Annotated in this window: 21 protein-coding genes; 15 read left to right on the top strand and 6 right to left on the bottom strand. The window is 39.2% G+C overall.

The window, feature by feature from the left end:
- The 4 genes from MKY65_RS17685 (at position 1) to MKY65_RS17670 (ending at position 4,726) form a co-directional block, all read left to right on the top strand.
- Positions 1-357 carry an EamA family transporter gene (locus tag MKY65_RS17685; RefSeq protein WP_042530485.1) on the top strand — a complete coding sequence of 119 codons (357 nt, stop codon included), beginning with the start codon at positions 1-3 and terminating at the stop codon, positions 355-357.
- 4 nt (positions 358-361) lie between these two features.
- Positions 362-1,492: a dTDP-4-amino-4,6-dideoxygalactose transaminase gene (gene rffA, locus MKY65_RS17680; protein ID WP_339179119.1), complete on the top strand. Its 1,131-nt coding sequence runs from the start codon at positions 362-364 to the stop codon at positions 1,490-1,492.
- Positions 1,455-3,146: a DUF6044 family protein gene (locus MKY65_RS17675; RefSeq protein ID WP_339179118.1), complete on the top strand. Its 1,692-nt coding sequence runs from the start codon at positions 1,455-1,457 to the stop codon at positions 3,144-3,146. The genes rffA and MKY65_RS17675 overlap by 38 nt, the downstream gene beginning before the upstream one ends.
- Positions 3,147-3,394: 248 nt before the next feature.
- Entirely contained in the window at positions 3,395-4,726 is a 1,332-nt protein-coding gene (locus MKY65_RS17670) for a 3D domain-containing protein (RefSeq protein WP_339179117.1), read from the top strand.
- A gap of 183 nt (positions 4,727-4,909) precedes the next feature.
- Here the strand turns inward: MKY65_RS17670 and MKY65_RS17665 are convergent, their stop codons facing one another.
- Positions 4,910-6,010: a CopD family protein gene (locus MKY65_RS17665; protein ID WP_339179115.1), complete on the bottom strand. Its 1,101-nt coding sequence runs from the start codon at positions 6,008-6,010 to the stop codon at positions 4,910-4,912.
- 3 nt (positions 6,011-6,013) lie between these two features.
- On the bottom strand, positions 6,014-6,595 hold the full coding sequence (locus MKY65_RS17660) for a copper resistance protein CopC (protein ID WP_339179114.1): 582 nt from the start codon (positions 6,593-6,595) through the stop codon (positions 6,014-6,016).
- Between the two features lie 334 nt (positions 6,596-6,929).
- Between MKY65_RS17660 and MKY65_RS17655 the strand changes: the two genes are divergently transcribed.
- The 4 genes from MKY65_RS17655 (at position 6,930) to MKY65_RS17640 (ending at position 10,144) form a co-directional block, all read left to right on the top strand.
- The gene (locus tag MKY65_RS17655) at positions 6,930-7,985 is read left to right on the top strand and encodes a M42 family metallopeptidase (RefSeq protein WP_339179113.1); all 1,056 of its coding nucleotides are present in this window, start codon (positions 6,930-6,932) and stop codon (positions 7,983-7,985) included.
- Positions 7,986-8,214: 229 nt separating this feature from the next.
- Positions 8,215-8,592 (top strand): GntR family transcriptional regulator, encoded by a 378-nt coding sequence (locus MKY65_RS17650; RefSeq protein ID WP_339179111.1) that lies wholly within the window; start codon positions 8,215-8,217, stop codon positions 8,590-8,592.
- Complete coding sequence (locus MKY65_RS17645; RefSeq protein ID WP_339179109.1) at positions 8,582-9,439, top strand: ABC transporter ATP-binding protein; 858 nt, start codon at positions 8,582-8,584, stop codon at positions 9,437-9,439. Before MKY65_RS17650 ends, MKY65_RS17645 begins: the two co-directional genes overlap by 11 nt.
- Before the next feature lie 3 nt (positions 9,440-9,442).
- Positions 9,443-10,144: a hypothetical protein gene (locus MKY65_RS17640; protein ID WP_339179108.1), complete on the top strand. Its 702-nt coding sequence runs from the start codon at positions 9,443-9,445 to the stop codon at positions 10,142-10,144.
- A gap of 804 nt (positions 10,145-10,948) precedes the next feature.
- Here MKY65_RS17640 and MKY65_RS17635 read toward each other — a convergent pair.
- On the bottom strand, positions 10,949-11,107 hold the full coding sequence (locus MKY65_RS17635; protein WP_139089027.1) for a YfhE family protein: 159 nt from the start codon (positions 11,105-11,107) through the stop codon (positions 10,949-10,951).
- 220 nt (positions 11,108-11,327) lie between these two features.
- Here MKY65_RS17635 and MKY65_RS17630 point away from each other — a divergent pair, with 220 nt between their 5' ends.
- On the top strand, positions 11,328-12,005 hold the full coding sequence (locus MKY65_RS17630; protein WP_339179106.1) for a hypothetical protein: 678 nt from the start codon (positions 11,328-11,330) through the stop codon (positions 12,003-12,005).
- A 6-nt stretch (positions 12,006-12,011) separates the two neighbouring features.
- Positions 12,012-12,608, top strand: coding sequence for a TetR/AcrR family transcriptional regulator (locus MKY65_RS17625; protein ID WP_339179103.1), 597 nt, complete (start codon positions 12,012-12,014; stop codon positions 12,606-12,608).
- A 99-nt stretch (positions 12,609-12,707) separates the two neighbouring features.
- Here the strand turns inward: MKY65_RS17625 and MKY65_RS17620 are convergent, their stop codons facing one another.
- The gene (locus MKY65_RS17620; protein ID WP_339179100.1) at positions 12,708-13,352 is read right to left on the bottom strand and encodes a hemolysin III family protein; all 645 of its coding nucleotides are present in this window, start codon (positions 13,350-13,352) and stop codon (positions 12,708-12,710) included.
- 186 nt (positions 13,353-13,538) lie between these two features.
- On the opposite strand from MKY65_RS17620, the gene MKY65_RS17615 reads away from it, so the two are divergent.
- The 4 genes from MKY65_RS17615 to MKY65_RS17600 all read left to right on the top strand — a co-directional run bounded on the left by MKY65_RS17615 (position 13,539) and on the right by MKY65_RS17600 (position 17,031).
- The gene (locus MKY65_RS17615) at positions 13,539-14,117 is read left to right on the top strand and encodes a DUF1836 domain-containing protein (protein WP_339179097.1); all 579 of its coding nucleotides are present in this window, start codon (positions 13,539-13,541) and stop codon (positions 14,115-14,117) included.
- Positions 14,114-15,049: an MsnO8 family LLM class oxidoreductase gene (locus MKY65_RS17610; RefSeq protein WP_339179096.1), complete on the top strand. Its 936-nt coding sequence runs from the start codon at positions 14,114-14,116 to the stop codon at positions 15,047-15,049. The genes MKY65_RS17615 and MKY65_RS17610 overlap by 4 nt, the downstream gene beginning before the upstream one ends.
- 114 nt (positions 15,050-15,163) lie before the next feature.
- Positions 15,164-15,778 carry a DedA family protein gene (locus MKY65_RS17605; RefSeq protein WP_339185292.1) on the top strand — a complete coding sequence of 205 codons (615 nt, stop codon included), beginning with the start codon at positions 15,164-15,166 and terminating at the stop codon, positions 15,776-15,778.
- 119 nt (positions 15,779-15,897) lie between these two features.
- Positions 15,898-17,031, top strand: a complete 1,134-nt coding sequence (locus MKY65_RS17600) for an Rpn family recombination-promoting nuclease/putative transposase (RefSeq protein ID WP_339179094.1) — start codon at positions 15,898-15,900, stop codon at positions 17,029-17,031.
- A gap of 85 nt (positions 17,032-17,116) precedes the next feature.
- On the opposite strand, the gene MKY65_RS17595 is transcribed toward MKY65_RS17600, so the two are convergent.
- Both MKY65_RS17595 and MKY65_RS17590 read right to left on the bottom strand, forming a co-directional pair.
- Positions 17,117-17,725: a hypothetical protein gene (locus MKY65_RS17595; RefSeq protein WP_339179092.1), complete on the bottom strand. Its 609-nt coding sequence runs from the start codon at positions 17,723-17,725 to the stop codon at positions 17,117-17,119.
- Complete coding sequence (locus MKY65_RS17590) at positions 17,726-18,127, bottom strand: aromatic acid exporter family protein (RefSeq protein ID WP_339179091.1); 402 nt, start codon at positions 18,125-18,127, stop codon at positions 17,726-17,728.
- 412 nt (positions 18,128-18,539) lie between these two features.
- Between MKY65_RS17590 and MKY65_RS17585 the strand changes: the two genes are divergently transcribed.
- Positions 18,540-20,096, top strand: a complete 1,557-nt coding sequence (locus tag MKY65_RS17585; RefSeq protein WP_339179089.1) for an NlpC/P60 family protein — start codon at positions 18,540-18,542, stop codon at positions 20,094-20,096.
- Positions 20,097-20,417 lie beyond the last annotated feature (321 nt).

The following is a 20,417-nucleotide window of genomic DNA, read 5'->3' as shown; positions in this document are numbered from 1 at the left end:
TTGGGTTATTTTTATATTGCTGGAACCGTTTTGTTTACCGTTTATGGACAATTAATTATTAAGTGGACAATGGATCGGCAAGGGGAATTGCCGGATGGGCTCTTTGATAAATTTCTATTTTTATTTCAGCTTGTCTGGAACCCTTGGATACTCTCCGGTTTTATTGCTGCATTCTTAGCGGCATTAAGCTGGATGGCTGCGATGACTAAATTTGATATCAGCTATGCCTATCCATTTATGAGTCTTTCTTTTATTCTTGTTTTTATATTCTCGGTTTTTTTATTTGGAGAACCAATCAGTACACAGAAAATCATCGGCTTTGCTTTTGTAGTAGCAGGTATTCTGATAATGAGGTGATACCATGATACCATTCAATGTACCATGTTATATAGGAAAAGAAGATACAGCAATCAAAGATGCCATCGCAGGAAAGAAATTATCAGGAAACGGCCCTTACGGGAAAAAGTGTATGCAATGGATGGAAGAAAATATGGGCGTGAAAAAAGTCATGCTTACCCCATCCTGCACAGCGGCACTGGAAATAACTGCGCTGCTCACAGAGGCTGGAGAAGGAGATGAAGTCATTATGCCTTCATACACCTTTGTTTCGACAGCAAACGCATTTGCCCTCCGAGGCGCGAACATTGTCTTTGCAGATGTCGAACCAAGGACAATGAATGTCGACCCGGAACAAATTGCAGCGGCAATTACCGAAAAGACAAAAGTCATCGTGGTCGTTCATTACGCCGGCGTATCCTGTGATATGGACCGGATTATGGAGCTTGCAGAGAAACATAACCTATGGGTGGTCGAAGATGCTGCACAAGGATTAATGAGTTTTTATAAAGGAAGAGCATTGGGAACGATTGGCCACATGGGAACGATCAGCTTTCATGAAACAAAAAATTATGTTTGCGGGGAGGGAGGGGCATTATATATTAATGATCCTTCTCTCGTTGAGCGTGCGGAGATGATTCAAGAGAAAGGGACGGACCGTTCGCAGTTTATCCGTGGAGAAGTGGATAAATATTCTTGGAGAGACATTGGTTCCTCGTATCTGCTCAGCGAGCTGAATGCAGCTTATCTGTCTGTACAGCTGGAGCATGCGAAGGAAATAAATGATAATCGTCTCGGAACCTGGCAAATGTATAAAGAAGGATTGGCTGATCTTGCAGATGCAGGAAAGATAGAGCTTCCTTATATTCCAGAAGATAGAGCCTTCAATGGACACATATTTTTTATTAAAACAAGAAATATAGAAGTGCGGAGTCAATTGATCCGTCATTTAAAGCAGCTTGGCATTATGACAGCAACGCACTATGTCCCGCTGCATTCATCTGTCGCAGGAAAAGCATGCGGCGTCTTCTCTGGAGAAGACAGATATACAACGATAGAAAGTGAACGTTTGATACGATTACCACTTTACTATGGAATAAGTAAAGGGGATGTAGCATATGTCATTCAAAGCATTCAGCAATTTTATGCACAATAAATGGATATGGGTGGGCTGCCTTGTTTTGCTTGCCTACTTATCTCCTTATGTGATTTATGGAGAAGATGTACATATTAGAGTCCATGACAACATGGACTCTAATATTGTCTGGTATAAAGTACTTGCAGAGAGCGGGTCTATTTTCACGTTAACAGACGTGCCGCTGCCGTATGCGATTGACGGATTGCCGAGAAGTGCATTGCCGTCTGCTTTTGATGCGGCGCTTTGGCTCTATGTACTATTTGAACCAATCACAGCCTATACCATCAGTCAGACTATTATGCGCTTTGCAGCGTTTTTTGGCATGTATTTATTATTAACGCGTTTTATTGTGAAAAAAGAGACAACACCTTGGATAACGGTAGGCGTTTCGCTTGCTTTTGCAATGCTTCCCTACTGGCCGTCGGGGGTTCTTTCTATAGCAGGAATGCCGCTGGCTCTGTATGTCTTTTTAATGATCCGCAAATATCGGACAGAGGCACCCAAGCATACATGGATACTGCTGTGCCTGATTCCGTTTTTCGCTAATTTTGTCCTCAGCTTTGTTTTCTTTTTAGCCGTTATTGGCTTGCTGTGGCTGATTGACTGGATTCGCAATAAAAAATGGAATGGTGCTTTTTTTGCTGCCATTGCCATCATGGCAGGTATCTTTGTGATGAAGGATTATTTATTGATTACCTCCATGTTTTTCGATGACAGCTTTACTTCTCACCGGGAGGAGCTGGAGTTAAGCGGCAATACCTTTGAACGAAGCTATGAATTAGCATGGGAGAATTTTTTATATGGGCACACCCATGACGAGGCCGTACAGGCTTATATTATTATTCCGGTTATTTTAATAGCTATCTTGCTTGCCTTATTTAAAAACAGGCAGCCGAAATGGCTCTTCACCCTGTTTTTGATTAATTTAGCCCTCTCCTTCTGGTACGCTTTCTGGTATTGGGAAGGCTGGCAGCCATTAAAAGAGAGCATTTCCGTTTTGAATACATTTAATTTTGCACGGATTCATTTTATGGATCCGCCAATCTGGTATATTGCCTTTGCACTAGCTTTACTTATTTTGTGGCAGCTGAAAAAAGTCGGGAAGGTTCTTGTTGCCGTCCTGATTATCTGGCAGAGTATACTGCTTTTCGGGCAGGCAGAAGAGTTTAAGTACCGGGAAGTAAACACACCGACTTTTAAAGAGTTTTATTCAGAGGACCTGTTTACATCGATTCAAGATTATATTGGAGAAGATCCGAGTGATTACCGCGTGGTCAGCATCGGATTACATCCGACCATCGCTCAATTTAATGGCTTCTACACGTTGGATACGTATAACAATAGCTTCCCGCTGGATTATAAGCATCGTTTTCGCGAAGTAATTGCCGGAGAGCTGGATAAGAGTCCGACATTAGAACACTATTTTGATACATGGGGTGGAAGGCTGTACATGTATGTAGCCGAGCATGGAAAGGATTATATGTATACTAAAAACAAAAATGAACCGATTCAGGACTTGGCTATTGATACTGACGCACTGAAGGATCTGGGAGGGGATTACATCCTGTCTGCTGTCCCGATTGAAAATGCGGAAGATATCGGATTATCGCTGGAGGAAACATTTGAAGACCAGGATTCACCTTGGGAAATCCATTTATATTCTTTATTGTAATTAGAATGTAATATTACACCCATAAGCATTCGTATGACAGGCTTTAAGGTGAAAACCAGCTTCCTGCGATACAAAACTGTAATATTTCTATAACCTTTCTGCAATCTGTAGATGTTACACTTCATTAGGAATTTATATAGTGTTAAATTTATCCTATGATTCACAAAGCTGCATAATAGCAAAAGGATCAATGTCCTTTTACAGAGAGAGAGCTATGTAGTAGTGATGCAGGAACAGGGGGAGTAGAATTGAAGAAATCATTTTTGCTAGCGATAGTAATGATAGTTGGTTTCATGAGTTCAAGTATTATACCAGTTCAAGCAGAAACTGCTGATGATCTTGAAGAAATTCGCGATCAGCGTTCAGATGTTAAAACAGAGCTATCTGATTCTGAACAACAGATTGCTTCCGTATTAGAAGAACTGGAGCAGTTAAAGAGTGAGATCGCAAGTACTGAAAATGAATTAGAAGCAAAGCAGCAGGAGATTGATGAAACAGATCAACAGATTGATGCTTTATTAGACGATATTGTTGTTTTAGAAGATGAAATGCAAGAGCTTGAAAAAAAGATAGAGGAACGTTTTGAACTATTACAAGAGCGGATGGTATCTGTTCAGCAATCCGGCGGAGACATCAACTATCTGGAAGTTCTCTTCGGCGCACAGAGCTTTGAAGATTTTATTTCACGCGCAAATGCAGTGAATAAAATAGCAGACTCCGATGCAAAGTTAATTGAACAGCAGGAAACAGATATTGCTTCTTTAGAAGACAAGCAAAAAGAAGAAACTGAAAAAATGAATGCTTTGAATGACTTAAAAGAAGATCAAAGCGCTGCAAAAGATAATGTAGAAGTTGCACTTGCTGACAGCAATGCACAAAAGGATGAACTGGAAACGAAGCAGGCAGACTTAGAAGCGCTTGTAGATGAACTGGAAATCACAGATTCCCAATTAGCCTCTTTAGAAGCGGATACGCAAGCAGAAATTGCTGCGGCGGAAGAAAAAGCAAAAGAAGAGGAAGCGGCTAAGCTTGCAGCTGCAGAAGAAAAAGCAGCTAAAGAAGCGGAAGCAGCAGAGGAAGAAGAAACTAAAGTCCATCAAGAAAAAGAGACAAGTGTAGCATCAAAAACAATCACAAATGAGCCGGAAGAAGAAAAAGAAGAGGCTCCTGCAGAAAAAGAAGAAACTGAGAAAAAAGAAGAACCTAAGGAAGAACCGAAAGAAGAGACTTCCAAGCCAAAAGAAGAGTCTGCAGAAAAAGAAGAGAGTTCAAGTAACGAAGAAAGCTCAGGTAAAACATTTACCGTTTCATCAACAGCTTATACAGCTGATTGCAGCGGATGTACCGGCATTACAACCACTGGATTTAATTTAAAGAACAATCCAGGTGCAAAAGTAATCGCTGTTGACCCGAGTGTTATTCCGCTTGGAAGTGTGGTAGAGGTTGAAGGCTATGGTGTAGCTGTAGCACGTGATACTGGCGGAGCAATCAATGGAAATAAAATTGATGTATTCGTATCGGATCAATCTCAAGCACTCAGCTGGGGAAGAAAAGATGTAAAAGTTACGATACTGAGATAATGTAAATATAACGCATGTGTTCTGAATACTATTTGGAACACATGCGTTTTTGTTTGGAGTATATTTGCAGTCAGAGTGCTTCCGATAAGAGACTGCACCATAGGTTAATTTTCGTCATCAAAAAAAGTCTCAAAATGCGCTTGTATCCATTTTGAGACTTTTTTCAGTTTAATTAAGAGACAATCAGTTAATTACAATGCTTTGAATAAAAGCAAAGTATCCCATGACGACAAAGAGCAGCGAGGTGAGCCAAGAAAGCGCCGGGTGTTTTTTAGCTTTAAAAATATAGATACTGCCGGCGAGACAGGAAAGTGCTAGAGCAATAAAGAAGAAAACAGAGCCGTCTAAAGCTAAGCTAATTGCTGCGCCATCCATGGTTCCATCATAAAACATATTTAAAATAGGAGCGTAACCGCTATGTTCGATAAGGCTTTCCATGTAAAGCGGCGGTGATTGCTCATTCATGATGCCTGTCAGCAGCAGGATAAATAAAATAATAAAGAACTCTACACGTATCCAAGGTCTTGCCTGAAGGCTTGCATCGGCCTGTAAACGCCGTTTCATCCAAATCCCGTTAAAGATAGCGTATATGATTAATGGAATGATAAATAATTGTTTTAAGAATAAACTTTGGCCATAAGAAACGAGCAGGGCTTCGTCATACTGTCTGAGATCCACGGTGAATTGGGCTAATAAAATCCCGCTTAAGACAACAATGACAAAACAGATAAGTGCAAAGGGATGGTAGCTGGTGACAAAACGCTGCCAATCCATAGACTTTGGTACAAACCAGGAGGCCATCAACAGCGTTCCAATCCACGCGCTGACTGCCAGCATGTGTACGCCATGTGTGAAGACGCCAAGAAATCCCTCGAAAGAACCTGCATGGCTCGCCCAGCCGACTCCAAATGCCGCAAAGCCTGTGAACACCATTCCGACCCAAGCTGCCTGTTTACTGTCTGTATTTTTGATATAAGCAATGTAAACACTGAAAAGAATACAAATAATAAATAAGAATAGCCATGCATTTCCAATTCGAAAGGATAATAGAACATCTTCAAACGCGGAGCCTAAGGTAGAACGGCCTGCGATATGAGTTATTAACTGGATAAGAGGGACAAATGCAAATAAAGCAATCCCCCAGACTGCAGCAAGCTGCAGATTGGAAGATATGTTAACCCTGATATGAGAAGTGGCAGGAAGCAATCGAATCAGAAAGCTTCCCGCTAAAAATGCAAGGCAAAAATATAAGAACGTTTCCGTAAAAATGGTTACATAAAACATACATTATTTCTTCCTTTTTAGTAGTACAATTGCGATGACAGCGACAATAGCAATAACCAGCACAGCAATTAGCAAGGTATTGGAATTCGTATCATCTGCAGCTTCTTCCTGCACATCATTTTCTGCGGCTGCTTCATTTTCATCAGCCTGCTCTTCGGATGCATCATCTGTATTTTCTGCATCTTCCGCAGCAGTTGTGTCTTCCTCTTCCTCAACGGCAGACTCCTCTATGTCCACTTCGAATGAAATAGAGTCTTCCATTGGATGACCATCTACGCCGATAATATCCCAGCTGAGTGTATATGTTCCATTTTCTAAAGGCTCCGTCACATCAGCAGAAAATTCATCTTCATTGACAGTCAGATTATCAAGCGCAATTTCTGTGCCGTCCTCTGCATGGAGTTCCATCACAGCACTATCTTCAATCACTGTTTCAAAATACAGCGTAATATCGTCTAACGTCTCTGTTACCGTTGAGCCTTCCTCTGGATCAGACGTATCAAGATGTGTATGTGCAAAGACAGGACTTGCACTAAATGCGAAAAGTAAGACAACAAAAGCGAACGCCCCTGTAAGTTTTTTCATCGTTTTTCCTCCTTCTATTTATTGAATTCAGTATAATTTCTCCAGATTTAAGCTTATAGCAGAATAAAGTGTAAGACAAGTATAGTCAAATCAAAAAAGTAACATTTCCTTGAACTATGAACAATTCATGACAATGCAATTTCCAGGCAAACATAAAAGGAAGGCTTTTCTATTTTGGTATAAATGTAATTTTGTGCGTACCTGAAGACTTGTGCGTAAGGCCGCTAAGAAAGTGAAATGCGCTGTTGAGATGCGCTTTATCGAACGCTGCGTTTTCTGATAAACTGTAATAGACAAGTTCATCTTCATTTCAAAACCTGGAGGAGGTAATATAATGAGTAGTTTTCCCAATGTAGAGGAAACGAAAACACTAATTAAAGATTTAGTGAAAATAGCAAGTCCAAGCGGCTATACTAAAGATGCCATTCAATTTATTGAAAACCGATTAGCGAAAAGTAACGTACAAACCAAACGCAACAATAAAGGCGGTCTGATTGCAACGCTGCCAGGGAAGGATACTTCAAAACATCGCTTCTTGACAGCGCATGTAGACACACTAGGAGCCATTGTTAAAGAAATCAAAGCAGACGGCCGCCTGAAAATACAAGTCATCGGCGGCTTCCCGCTAAATTTTGTGGAAGGGGAATATTGTACCATCCATACCGTGAGCGGAGAAAAATATACGGGAACGATTTTAATGCATCAAACCGCTGTCCATGTGTATCGAAAAGCAGGCGAACTGAAAAGAGATACGGAAAATATGGAAGTGCGTATTGACGAAGTGGTGAAGAATGAAGAAGACACCCGTAAATTGGGAATAGAAGTAGGCGATTTTATTTCCTTTGACCCGCGAGTAGAATTAACAGAATCCGGCTTTATTAAATCGCGTCATTTGGATGATAAAGCAAGTGCAGCAATCTTAATCAACGTGATTGAAAAGCTGACAGCAGATCAGACAGAGCTGCCTTACACAACGCATTTTCTCTTTTCCAATAATGAAGAAATCGGCTATGGCGGGAATTCGAATATCCCGCCGGAAACGGTAGAATACCTAGCAGTTGATATGGGAGCTATCGGAGACGGACAAAGAACCGATGAATATACAGTATCGATTTGTGTAAAGGATGCTTCCGGGCCGTACCATTATGGTCTGCGCAATCATCTTACAGAAATTGCGAAAGCGAACGGCATCGAATATCAATTAGATATTTATCCGTACTATCAATCCGATGCATCAGCAGCTATCCGAGCTGGATATGATGTCGTTCATGGCTTAATTGGACCGGGAATTGATGCATCGCATGCGTTCGAACGCACACATGAATTATCTCTTAAACATACGGAGAATTTGGTTTATCATTATGTGTTGTCGGAAATGGCAGAGGAATAATGGAATGAAGAATAAGACCGGGCACCTTACCTGGTCTTATTTTTTTGCGTGAAAAATAGACCTCTCTAATAAAAGCTGTACGATTCAAAATAAAAGTACGTAAACCCCTTTGTACATAAGGTTTCACCACGAATATAAGTAGATTATTTTTAAATAACAAGTTGACTTTATACTGAATATGTTATAGGGTTAGTTACATAAGTAATTAACCAATTAAGGGATGAGGCTAATGAAAAAAGAATTAGATGAGAACAAACCGATTTTCCTGCAGATAAAAGAACAAATTGAAGATTCCATTATTGATGGCTCATTGAATGGCGGAGAGCGGGCGCCTTCCACTAACGAATTTGCGAAATTTTATCAGATTAATCCGGCTACAGCAGGCAAGGGAATCAATGAGCTTGTCCTGGAAGGTATTTTAATCAAGAAACGGGGCGTTGGCATGTTTGTGACAGAGGAAGCGAAAGGCATTGTGATTGAAAAAAGAAAGCAGACATTTTATGAGAATTACCTGCTTCCAATGAAAAGGGAAGCGGAGAAGCTGGAAATGGATAGACAGGAACTAATTAATATGCTTAATCGAGAGGATGAGGCACATGGAAATTAAAGTGAATCAATTAAGTAAAATCTATGGGGATAATCATGCTTTGAATCAAGTTTCCTTTACTTTGGAAGGAAATAAAATCTATGGTCTGCTTGGAAGAAATGGAGCAGGTAAGACGACTTTCATGGATATTTTAAGTGGTCAAATGTTAGCATCTTCGGGAGATATCACCATTGATGGAGAGAATCCATTTGAAAATCAGCGGCTCACAGAATCCATCTGTTTGATCAAAGAAGCGAATAATTTCAGTCCAGAGTTAAAGATAAAGCAAGTATTGAAGATTTTTGCTTATTTTTACCCAAACTGGGACCAGGAAATGGCGGAAGAATTATTAGAGACGTTTAATTTGAAGCAATCTGCAAAAGTAAAAACGTTATCGAAAGGAATGGAGTCTGCGTTAGGAATTACAACCGGTCTGGCAAGCAGAGCACCTATCACTGTATTTGATGAGCCCTATATCGGTATGGATGCTCCTTCCCGTAAAATGTTTTATGACATCCTATTGGATGATTATCAGGAAAATCCCCGGACAATCATTTTTTCTACGCATTTGATTGATGAAGTCAGTTTAATGTTTGAAGAGGTTATTATTCTTAAAAATGGTGCTGTCGTGCTCCAGGAAAGCTCGGAAGAATTGCGGGCAAAGACAGTCGCTGTTTCTGGACCAAAGGACAAAGTGGATGCCTTTTTAACAGATAAGGATATTATCCAGCGTACAGATTTAGCCGGCAGCTCTATGGCATATGCTTTCGGCAGCAGGAAAGAAGCAGAGGAAGCCGGTCTGGAAGTGGAAGGTGTGCCGGTGCAAGAGCTGATGATTCATTTAACAGAAAAGAAGAAAGGGGCATAATCCATGAACAATCAAATAAAAGGCATGTTTTATTATTATACGGTTGATGTGGTTCGAACCGCTAAAATATTTTTTTCGATATTAACAGGTATCATCATTGCATCAGCTATTATTTGTTATTTATTACTGGGAATCGATGAATTTAAAATGTATTTCGCCATCCCGTTTGCCACATACTTTAACGTTGGTATTGTCGGATTTCAATTAGTGAAAGGCAATGTTCCGTTTGGATTAAAAATGGGAGCTACCCGTAAAAACATGTATGTCATGCAGCTGTATTTTATGTTTGCATACTCCTTGGCGATAGCTTTTATAGGAAGCACGCTGCAGCAGGTAACAGAATGGTTATTCCAGGCAGTTGGTGTGACAAACTATATTTATGTTCATCCGGCTATGTTTTTGACAGATAACTGGATTATGAGGATTGTCGTGGATGCCCTTGTCATGTTCCTGATTATGGCTGTATTGTATTTCATTGCATTATTATTTTACCGGACGGGATTAGCTGGCGGAGGAACTGTGTTAGGAGTCCTGATGGTTGTTACCCTATATGGTGCTTTTGAAGGCTGGCTGGTGGATGCCGTTGTCAATCTGTTCTCTGATGTGACTATAATGACCTTTGTAAGCATGTTTTTCATCGGTATTGTGTTTTACTTGATAGGTTTTCCGTTTATGCGGAAAATCACTATTGCTAATAGACGTTAAGAAGCAGGAAGCTGTCTTTTGTTCAACACAAAAGACAGCTTTTTGGCAGTTATAATAATGAATTGATAGGAAGAATGAAGAAAAGATCAACCTCATCGTGAATATTGTTTTTTTCAAAGAAGTAAGAAAGCATATAAAAAATGCTGAATATAGCCGCTACGGAAAAATACTACGTTTTCTATGGGCCCCGAGCTCATCTCCTTTAAAGAAGACTTGCTGATTGGCAAGCTGGCAGGCGCAGACAGAAGCATAGTCGCACTTATGCCCCGCGGGTAGAAAAAAAGAAGTTCACTTTTTTCTGCGGGGTCTTCCCACTGGGACTGGGACTGCGATTACTCGTCCCATCGAAGAGCTTTTGCGATTACTCGCCCCACCGAAGACCATTGCGCTTTCCCATAGGAGTCTCTGTATTTTTCCTCCGCTAGAATTTGCGTTATTTCCTTGTAAAAAAGCAAATAAAACATATTTCTTCTTAGATGGGAGCGAAGGGAAGTCGACTCCTGCGGGGAAAGCAACAGGTGAAGGCCCCGCAGGAAGCGGTTTTCTTCCGAGGAGACTGAAGCGTTGCCCGCGGAAAGCGACTTCCCGCAGCGGACATCGCTTCGGCGAGGACACCGGTGATTTAAAGACCAAGCGGTATTCTGGTTTTTCTTTATCATTCTCGCGAAAATATAGTGGTGCATGAAGGCTGTGCAAGAATTCAGAGTTTAAGATAAAAAACAAGGAGCTGCGGCATAATCAGTAACTGATTGTGTCATAGCTCCTTTTAAAAACTTTATATTATATTGTCAAAAAAGTAACTAGTTATTGTTTTAATTTAGGGTTCTCGGATTTTGCCTCATTAACACGAGGTTTCCGATAGCCGCCAGCAATATCTGCCTGCTTAAATTCTTTAGAGTAATGGACCTCTTGAGCGTCAGCAATGTCTCTCTTTTTTGCTGGCTGATATTGTGTATTTCTCATGAATAATCATCCTTTCTATTAATGTTTGTTCTATCAAGTGTTTTCCCGGTTTAAGTGAATTAAAACATTTTCATTTATGGCTGAAATTAATTTATGCTTTTATTCTCTTTTAAAATACGGTTTGTTTTCTCTTGACTAGTGGAATTTAATCATTTGTGTTAAAATTTGATTAATTAATCAAAATACATTTATAAACTATATCCAGAGGAGAATATAAAATATGCAAAATGAAACCGTACTTGGTTTATCAAAAATAGATAAAGCGATTATTATTATAGGCGGTCCGCTTCTTGGAGCGATTATTGGCTGGTTTATTCAAATTATTTCGAGCTGGCTGATCAAAATTCCATTTATACCATTTGGTCCGTTCTTTGAATGGATTATATCCTGGAATAGCTCCTGGGTGTCGATTATCGGGGGAATTGTCGGCTTGATTGCTGGAATCCTCTTTGCGCTGTATGCCTTTAGTGAATCATTAAAAATGACGATTGCAGATCAAAAAGTTACAATGAAAAGGTATGATCAAGAAGTTACCTTGCAAAAAAATGATATTTCAGCAATTTATATGGATAGAAAGGATATTGTCGTTTTAGGTCAAAAAGGGGAGGAGCTGTATCGGTCGCAAACAGATGTAAAGCAGCCGAAAATAGAATCCGCTTTTTTGGAACACTATTTTTCCTGGAAGTCTCAGGATCCTTATCAAGCAGATTACCAGCGCTGGATTCCGGAGCATCCTGATTTTCCTGCTTCTGTGAACAGCCTGCTTGCTGCGAGAGAAAAGGCGCTGAAGGAAGATGATGTAAAAGAAGCAGCGGTGCTGCGGCAGGATTTAGCGGCCGAGGGAGCTGTGATTCGTGATGAGGACAAGCGGCAGTATGTCCGAATGATAAGAGGGTGATATGAAGTGACAAAGGAAAAAACATTTATCTCCGAAGCACGGAGAGAACAAATTTTAAAAGCGACGATTGATGTGTTGAATGATATTGGCTATGTGAAATTAAGTCTTGCTAAAATAGCAAAACAAGCGAAAATCAGCACGGGGTTGATTTCCTATCATTTTGCCGATAAAGAAGAGCTGATCCAGCATACCTTAAATTACTTAATTGGCGCCCAGCTCGAATTTATTGAAGAACGGGTAAAGCGGGAGACAGATATCTTTGAGCAGCTGCTGGTTTATATAAAAGCAACGCTCACGTACCAAAATGAATACGTTGAAAATAATGTAGCGCTAGTTGAAATCATCTTTAACGCCCGGACGGAGGAAAATATTCCTTACTATAAATTGAATGAAGAGGAAGAAGATCCGCTTTACCTGCGATTAGAAACCATTTTGTCAGAAGGACAGGAGAAGCGTATTTTTTCAGCTGACTTTAATCCAAAAGCAACGGCGATACTGATAAATGGCGCTGCAAGTGAGAGTATGCTGCTGCAAAGTGAAAGCTTTGATATAAAGAGTTATCAGCAGGAATTAATTAAAATGGTTACGAAAATAGTAAAGTAGAAGTTGTATTATAAAGTAAGAGTACTTGAATAAATATATTCGAATAAACTCGTAAAAAACCTCGAATTCTCCAAGAATGAATTCGAGGTTTTAGCCTATTTAAATGACGTACAGATAAATACACAAGAAGTGTGAAATACTGCCGAGCAGGATAAAAATATGAAATATCTCATGGAAGCCGAAATAGCGGGAACGCAGAAACTCTGGCTTCAACCAGTAAATAAATGCCCCAATCGTATAAAATATTCCTCCCACAATTAAGCAGGTTATTCCGCCAGTCCCGATAATTGGAGCAAGCGGGCCTGTATAGAATATGGCAATCCACCCCATTAAGACATAGAGAAGGGTAGACAGCCATCTCGGGGAATGAAACCATATTAATTTAAATAGAACGCCAAGGACTGCCAATCCCGTAACTACCCAGAATAGTACCCAGCCAATGGTTCCTTCAAGCGCAATCAGGCAGAGTGGAATATACGTGCCGGCAATCAGTACATAAATCATGGAATGATCCATTCTTCTCAAAAAAGCAATCGTTTTTGGACCGGCAATCACAGAATGATAAACCGTTGAAGCAGTATATAATAGAATTAAACTAATACCAAAAGCTGCGACAGCACCGACGTCTAATGGCGTTCCGACCCGTGCTGCTTTGACAACAAGTAATATCAGTCCGACGATAGATAAAACAATCCCAATAAAATGAGTAAAAGCATTCATTGGTTCCCGAATAAATTTATTCAAAAAAACATCTCCAATCCATTATGTAGTTTCAAATACTATGTAATAACTATATACCTGTTTCATCAAGTAGTCAATGTTTGAAATTTAACGAATTACGTCTATAATGAAAAGTAGATAGCTGAACGATAAATAATTAAATTTCTTGCTTTGCTTACTATCTTTATACTATGAGAGAGAGGTCATTTCGTGGATATACAAAAGCAATTAGAAGGACTTCATTTAGAGAACCAGTTGAAATCGGAAGAAATACCCGATTTAGATTTATATATGGATCAGGTTATTCAGCTTTTTGAAAGTAAATTTGCTTCTTCCAAACGGTATGAAGAAGATAAAGTGTTAACGAAAACCATGATTAATAATTATGCGAAGGCTAAGTTATTCTTCCCTATCAATAATAAAAAATATTCGAAAGAGCATTTGCTGCTGATTAGTATGATTTATCAAATGAAAAGTGTGTTATCTATAAAGGATATCGGGAAAACATTTGAAGAGATGAATCAGAGAGTGCAGGATGAAGATTTTGACCTGGCAAATTTTTATACCAATTACATTCAGTTAATGGATAGAAACGCGGCAGGTTTTGAAGAACATATGAAGAGCCAGGAAGAAATATTTGAGTCAGAATTGGACAAAGATATCGTAGATGATGAATACCTAAAACAAGTATTACTGATTACCAGCCTGACAGGGATGAGTAATTTTTACCGCAGAGCAGCGGAAAACCTGGTAGATCAATTAAAGCAGAAAGGGGAGCATGAAGAATGAAATTAAGTATCTTGGATCAATCGCCATTATTTGCAGATGCGGATGCAAAGCAGGCACTGGAAGCCAGTGTTGATCTGGCAGTTCTGGCCGACCAATTAGGATATGAACGTTACTGGGCTGCGGAGCATCATGATATGCAAGGATTAGCAAGTCCTGCCCCGGATATTTTGCTGGGGATTATCGGCAGCAGAACAGAAAGAATCCGAATCGGTTCAGGAGCAGTGCTATTGCCGAATTACCGGCCGTTTAATATTGCTGAGCGCTACCGGATGCTGGCTGCATTGTATCCGAACCGGGTAGATTTAGGAATCGGCCGGGCGCCGGGCGGTTCCGCAGAAGCTTCTATTGCCCTTGCTGGAAATTTTTTAGAAAAGGTGAAAGCAATGCCGGATTATATAGATGAATTGCTTCATTTCCTTCAGGATGACTTTTCGCCGGAGCATCTTTATTCACGTGTGACCGCCACCCCTGTACCTCCTGTTCAGCCTGTACCTTGGCTGTTGGGGACAAGCCAGCGGAGCGCCCAGCTGGCCGTAACTAAAAAACTGCCTTATGTTTTTGGTCACTTTATGGGCGCTGATAATGGACCGGAAATCATGGCCGGCTACCGGAGACAAGCTGAGAATCCCTCCGCTATCGTTGCGGTATCTGTTCTTTGTGCGGAAACAGAAAAGGAAGCTTTGGAATTAGCAGAAGAAGCAAAGCGCAGAAGGGAAGAGCAGGACCCGTCACCCCAGACAGATCAGGAAGAGCAAGCGAAATTTGCCGATAAACAAATTATTGGAGATAAAGCCCTTGTACAAGAAAAACTCACGGAACTGCAGGAAGCATATCAATGTGATGAAATAATGGTGCTCACGATGGCGCCAACGTATAAAGCAAGAGAATATTCTTACCGTCAGCTGGCAGAAATAATGGACCAGACCAAATAGAAGCTGCCATCCCTTAAATTCTTAACACTTGTTTTCAAAATGAAATAAAAATCATAGGCTGCAGCATGATAGAATATACCTTAATAAAGAGGACAAGCGTAAATGGAGGATATTATGGGACAATGGGTTACAGCCATGATGGAGCAATTTGGTTATTTGGGAATTTTTCTAATGATGACGTTAGAGAATTTATTTCCGCCGATACCATCTGAAATTATCCTGCCTTTTGGAGGATTTATGACGATCGGCAGTACATTAACCTATACCGGAGTATTAACAGCAGCCACATTAGGAGCGCTGATTGGCGCAATGCTTTTATATTGTATTGGAATGATACTCGATGTGGAGCGGCTGGAGAAAATTGTTGACCGGTACGGGCATCTATTGCGTTTGAAAAAAACAGATATTTATAAGGCAGATGAATGGTTTGGAAAGTATGGCTATTGGACCGTATTTTTTTGCCGGATGGTGCCGCTGCTGAGAAGCTTAATCTCTATTCCAGCAGGGATGGCAAGAATGAACTTCGGGATGTTTATGCTATTAACAGCAGCCGGTTCTATTATTTGGAACAGTATTCTCATCGGTATTGGAACCGTTTTGGGAGAGAATTGGCATCGTGTAGCAGCTTTTATGGATATCTATTCTAATGTTGTCTATACCTTTATCATTGCAGGAATATTCATTTTCATTACCTGGTATATCAGGAAAAGAAAGAAAGAAAAACTGTAGGAATGTACTGTTCCTGCAGTTTTTTTAATTTTTTGTTGACAAAAGAACGTACGTTTGGTTAACTGTATTTAGAACCTCTTCTTGGTAAGTCCTCTACTAAAATATAAGGATGTGTTTCCATGATTTATCCTCGCAACGCAACACTATTATTCCCTCAGGTATGTGAAAATGGCGAAGTGTACAAAAATGCTATTCCTAAAAACGGTCCAAATCGGCTGATGGACTTAAAAATTGATTATGCCTTTAAATTGCTGTTTGGTGATGAGCGCAATAAGAAGATTATGATAGCCTTTTTAAATGCTTTTTTTACCAATTCCGACAGAGCACAAATCCAGAATCTTGAATTTCAAAAAAAGAATGCAGCCGACGAAGGTGAGAACACTTCTTTATCATTGTTTGTTGAGACAGAAGATAAAGAAGCGGTTTTTGTAGAAATACTTTTCCCGGATCAAGATGCCCCGGAAAATCAATCTTTATATTTTTGGTCGAAAATGTACCGCCGGCAATTTGAAGCCGGTTCAGATTTTGCCAGCCAGCAATCCGTGATAACCATAAGCATCATGAATTTTGAAATATTCCATGAAAGTGATGAATTCCATAGTGTATTCAGATTGTCGGATAAAGATAAAAACATCCCGCTGACCAATCTGCAGGAAAGTCAATTTATTGAGATACCTAAACTGATTCGCAGCTGGAAACAAGGAAAGTTAAATCTGGAGGAAGATACTTTGGCGAGATGGTTATTGCTCTTAGCTGCGGTGGATGAAGGTAATAATTATTTTCATCTAAATATCTATAAAGAACTGGAGAAACTGGCAATGGTTGATAAAGATTTAGATATCGCTATGAAATTCTGGGGAGATATCAGCAATACGGAAAAAAATCAGTTGATCTATCAGGACAGGCATCGACATATGAAAGAACAGTATTTTTTAAAAGAGATAGAAAAATCAGAAGAAAAAAGACAGGAAGCAGAAGAAAGAGCAGCGGTTGCAGAGAAGAATTATAATCAAATGAAAAATCAATATGAACAGCAAAAAATTAAACTGATAGAGGAGAGAGAGAAAAGAATAAAAGCAGAAGAAAATGCGGTGCTTGCTAACCGGGAAGCGGCGAAAGTAGTTATCCGTTATGGAAAAGTCGTTGCACGTAACTTATTTGAACAAGGGATGGATAATTTATTTGTAAAAAATATAACTGGAATGTCAGATAAGGAAACAGCGATGATAAAAGAAGAATTAGACAGAGAGTAGAAACGTTATTATGCTCTTTATCTATGGGTAAAGCATTAGAAAAAGAAACAAAGTTTTTCAGATAGCTTTGTTTCTTTTTCATAAATTATTCATTCAATGAGAAATAATCTTCTATTATTTCCACAATAGAAATCAACTCATAAATAGCAACTAATTCTATCGGCAATTTTTCTGTACTGCTCATTTGATTGGACTGTAGCATTTCTTGAAATAGCTGATTGAGCTGCCTGCGTTTAGCAATCCATTCTTCTTTCTCAAAGTCGATTTTGCCAGCCAGCACATTTGCAAAATAACATACTGCTTCAAAAGCGTGCTTTTGTTTCAGTGCATCCCATTCAAATTTCATTGTAGGCTGCTCTGCTATATTAGTAACATGATATTGAATCATTCGCAGATAATGAATCTGCTGTCTTAACTGTGTTAATTCATCCTCGCGTTTTTCTAAAATATGATGAAATTTCAAATCCTTCTTTTGGTAGAGTGAAAGTAACTCTACTCTTTCAAGCTCTTTGTATACACTGCCCACTTTTTCATTTACACCAAAATCTAACGGTGTTTTTGTGAAAATTATTTCATAATAACATCGTTTCATATGATTACTTAATTGCTTGCGGATAGGTACGATCTGTTTATCAATCGAACGATGGTAATTTGGCGGGAAAACAAACATATTTACCAGTGTGGAGACAGACAATCATATTGTTGTTGTTGCCAGGCGAATAAGAAAGCTAAGAAAATAGCTGTCGTCCACTAATTCAATCATTGCAATTGCTGTTAAAGTTGCTACCAGTAACCCGGCATGAAGGTTTAATCGAAAGCAAGTGAAAATAGTAAGTATTGCAGCTAACATATAAGTAAGCGGTGAATTACCGAATATAGCCAGAAATATAACGGCATAGGCAGCGCCAATCGCCGAGGCAGGAAAACGGACAAGTCCTTTCTTAATAGAATCTGTCACAGTTGGTTCAATTGTAACAATAGCTGTAATAACGGCAAATGTCGGCGGAAAATTGAACCATTTACAAATAAGCGCTGTGAAAAATACAGCAATCCCCGTTTTAATCACTCTATTTCCAATGATAGTTTGAACCTTCACGTCAATCCCTACTTTTCCTCATGTTAAATAATTTGTAACAAATAAATTTAATAAGATATTTTCATTTATTATATTGTATTGTATCATTATTGCGTAAATTAAATGACGAAAAAAATTAGATTAGGTATATTTATTGGGGAGCGCCATACAAATCTACTAAAATGAAAAACATTGTCAGATGGGTGTTCTTGCATATTCTATGACGATTTTGAAAGACTTTTGTCGTTATTGAAACATAAATGTAATAATTCTATAATATGCATGACATTTTCTTATGTTAAGCTTTACAAAGTTACAAATTAGAAGAAGAATATAAAAAATATTAATATAAAAAACTAATCGCAAATGTTCGGGAACTCAAATACATAGATAATATATTTGCGGTGCAAAATTTGAAAGCGGGGAATAGAAGTTGAAAAAGACAGTAATGACATTGACTGCGGCTTCCGTAGTAGGTTTGAGCAGTGTATTTTTTGCAGGGCCGGTAAAAGCAGAATCAGTAGAAGACCTGGAAAACAGACAGACTGAAGTACAGGATGATCGTGATTCTGTTCAATCTAATCTATCAGATGCTGAAAATGAAGTAGCAGATGTTTTAGTAGATTTACAAGATTTACAGAAAGAAATTGATGATTTAAATTCTGCTCTACAACAAAATGAACAGAAATTAGATGAAACAGAAGAAGATATTTCAACTACGGAAGATGAAGTCAGTGAGTTGGAAGCTGCCATCGAAGAATTAGAAGAAGCAATCGAAAAACGTACGGATATTCTGAAAGAACGCGCAGTTGCTTTACAACAAAATGGCGGAGATATCAGCTATATTGAAGTATTGTTCGGAGCACAGGATTTCAGCGATTTTGTAAGCCGTGTTTCTGCAGTAAATAAAATTACAGATTCAGATTTAGCTTTACTTGAACAGCAGGAAGCTGATAAACAGGAAGTAGCAGATAAACAGGAAACAGTTGAATCAAAACTGGATGAATTAACGCAATTAAAAACAGATTTAACAGGAATCAATAATACAATTACAGATCAAAAAGATGCTGCAGAGGATAAAGAAACTTCTTTAAAAGATAAAGAAGCAGAATTAACAGCACTTATTGATGATTTAGAAATTGAAGATTCCCGCTTGGCGGCTATCGAGCAGGATGTAGCTGATCGTTTGGAAGTAGCAACTGCTCCGGCGCCAGAAACATTGGTAGCAAGTGTCAGCGTAGGTTCTAGTGATGAAAGCAGCAATGAAGAAGCAGAAGCAGAGGTTGAAGAGGAAACTGAAACTGAATCTGCAAATGAAGCTGAAGAAGAAGCAAGTGAACCAGAACAGCAAGAAACTTCTTCCAATGAAGACCAAGAAGAAACTTCTTCAAATAGCGAAAGCAGTAATAATAACAGTAGCAATAACAATAGTAACAGCAGTAATAATAGCAGCAGCAATAACAATTCAGGAAGCAGCAGTAACACTGCGAGCTCAAATGAATCAAGTTCTAATACAAGCTCTAATAGTGGATCTAACAGTAGTTCCAGCAATTCTGATCAAAATAAATCAGAACCTAAAGAAGAAAAAGCAGAAGAGCCTGCACCATCAACTGGTTCTGGAATCAGTGGAGTACTTAGTGCTGCACAGAGCCAAACACACCAAAACACGTATGTTTGGGGAGGGAAAAGCCCTAGCACTGGTTTTGATTGCTCCGGATTTGTATCTTGGGCATTCGCTCAAGCTGGATATTCCATTCCGTCTTACACAGGTGCATTAGTTAATACAGGTACATCTGTATCTGCAAGTAATATGCAGCCTGGAGATTTAGTATTCTTCAATACAAATGGAACGAATGGCCATGTTGGTATTTATCTTGGCGGAAATAAATTTATCGGTTCACAAAGCAGTACAGGAGTTGCTGTTGCTGATATGTCACCAGGAAGCTACTGGGGCGGAGAATTCAGCGGAACAGTACGCCGCGTACAATAAATATTTAATCCCAAGGGTCCTTGCATGAAGATAAGCTTCATGTGGGGGCTTTTTTTATATAATAAATTAAAACTAATGACATCGGGCTCTTTTATGTATCCATTCCCTATATGAATAAAAATAAACTCCTTTAAATTTATTTCTTTATTTCAAGCGGTTATTGAATTTTATCTAAATGAATGCGGTAATAATCTTCCTTATTAAGAGACATATCTCTACAACCAATCTAACTGCATCATTTAGATTGTTTACTATCCCGGCTAATGGGTATAGAATTATATATCCCATTTTCGCAGCAAATAAACATAGAAAGGATGGAGA

Origin of the sequence: Oceanobacillus sp. FSL W7-1293 (genome assembly GCF_037969815.1) — a bacterium.
Classification (GTDB): domain Bacteria; phylum Bacillota; class Bacilli; order Bacillales; family Amphibacillaceae; genus Oceanobacillus; species Oceanobacillus oncorhynchi.
Note: the sequence above shows the minus strand (reverse complement) of the source record. Positions and strands in the feature narration are given on the sequence as shown.

Excerpts from the sequence above, each read along its gene's own strand:
- MKY65_RS17675 (WP_339179118.1), top strand. The coding sequence starts at position 1,455 with ATGTCATTCAAAGCATTCAGCAATTTTATGCACAATAAATGGATATGG.
- MKY65_RS17605 (WP_339185292.1), top strand. The coding sequence starts at position 15,164 with ATGGGACAATGGGTTACAGCCATGATGGAGCAATTTGGTTATTTGGGA.
- MKY65_RS17600 (WP_339179094.1), top strand. The coding sequence starts at position 15,898 with ATGATTTATCCTCGCAACGCAACACTATTATTCCCTCAGGTATGTGAA.
- MKY65_RS17640 (WP_339179108.1), top strand. The coding sequence starts at position 9,443 with ATGAACAATCAAATAAAAGGCATGTTTTATTATTATACGGTTGATGTG.
- MKY65_RS17655 (WP_339179113.1), top strand. The coding sequence starts at position 6,930 with ATGAGTAGTTTTCCCAATGTAGAGGAAACGAAAACACTAATTAAAGAT.
- MKY65_RS17630 (WP_339179106.1), top strand. The coding sequence starts at position 11,328 with ATGCAAAATGAAACCGTACTTGGTTTATCAAAAATAGATAAAGCGATT.
- MKY65_RS17665 (WP_339179115.1), bottom strand. The coding sequence starts at position 6,010 with ATGTTTTATGTAACCATTTTTACGGAAACGTTCTTATATTTTTGCCTT.
- MKY65_RS17610 (WP_339179096.1), top strand. The coding sequence starts at position 14,114 with ATGAAATTAAGTATCTTGGATCAATCGCCATTATTTGCAGATGCGGAT.
- MKY65_RS17650 (WP_339179111.1), top strand. The coding sequence starts at position 8,215 with ATGAAAAAAGAATTAGATGAGAACAAACCGATTTTCCTGCAGATAAAA.
- MKY65_RS17660 (WP_339179114.1), bottom strand. The coding sequence starts at position 6,595 with ATGAAAAAACTTACAGGGGCGTTCGCTTTTGTTGTCTTACTTTTCGCA.
- MKY65_RS17645 (WP_339179109.1), top strand. The coding sequence starts at position 8,582 with ATGGAAATTAAAGTGAATCAATTAAGTAAAATCTATGGGGATAATCAT.
- MKY65_RS17635 (WP_139089027.1), bottom strand. The coding sequence starts at position 11,107 with ATGAGAAATACACAATATCAGCCAGCAAAAAAGAGAGACATTGCTGAC.
- rffA (WP_339179119.1), top strand. The coding sequence starts at position 362 with ATGATACCATTCAATGTACCATGTTATATAGGAAAAGAAGATACAGCA.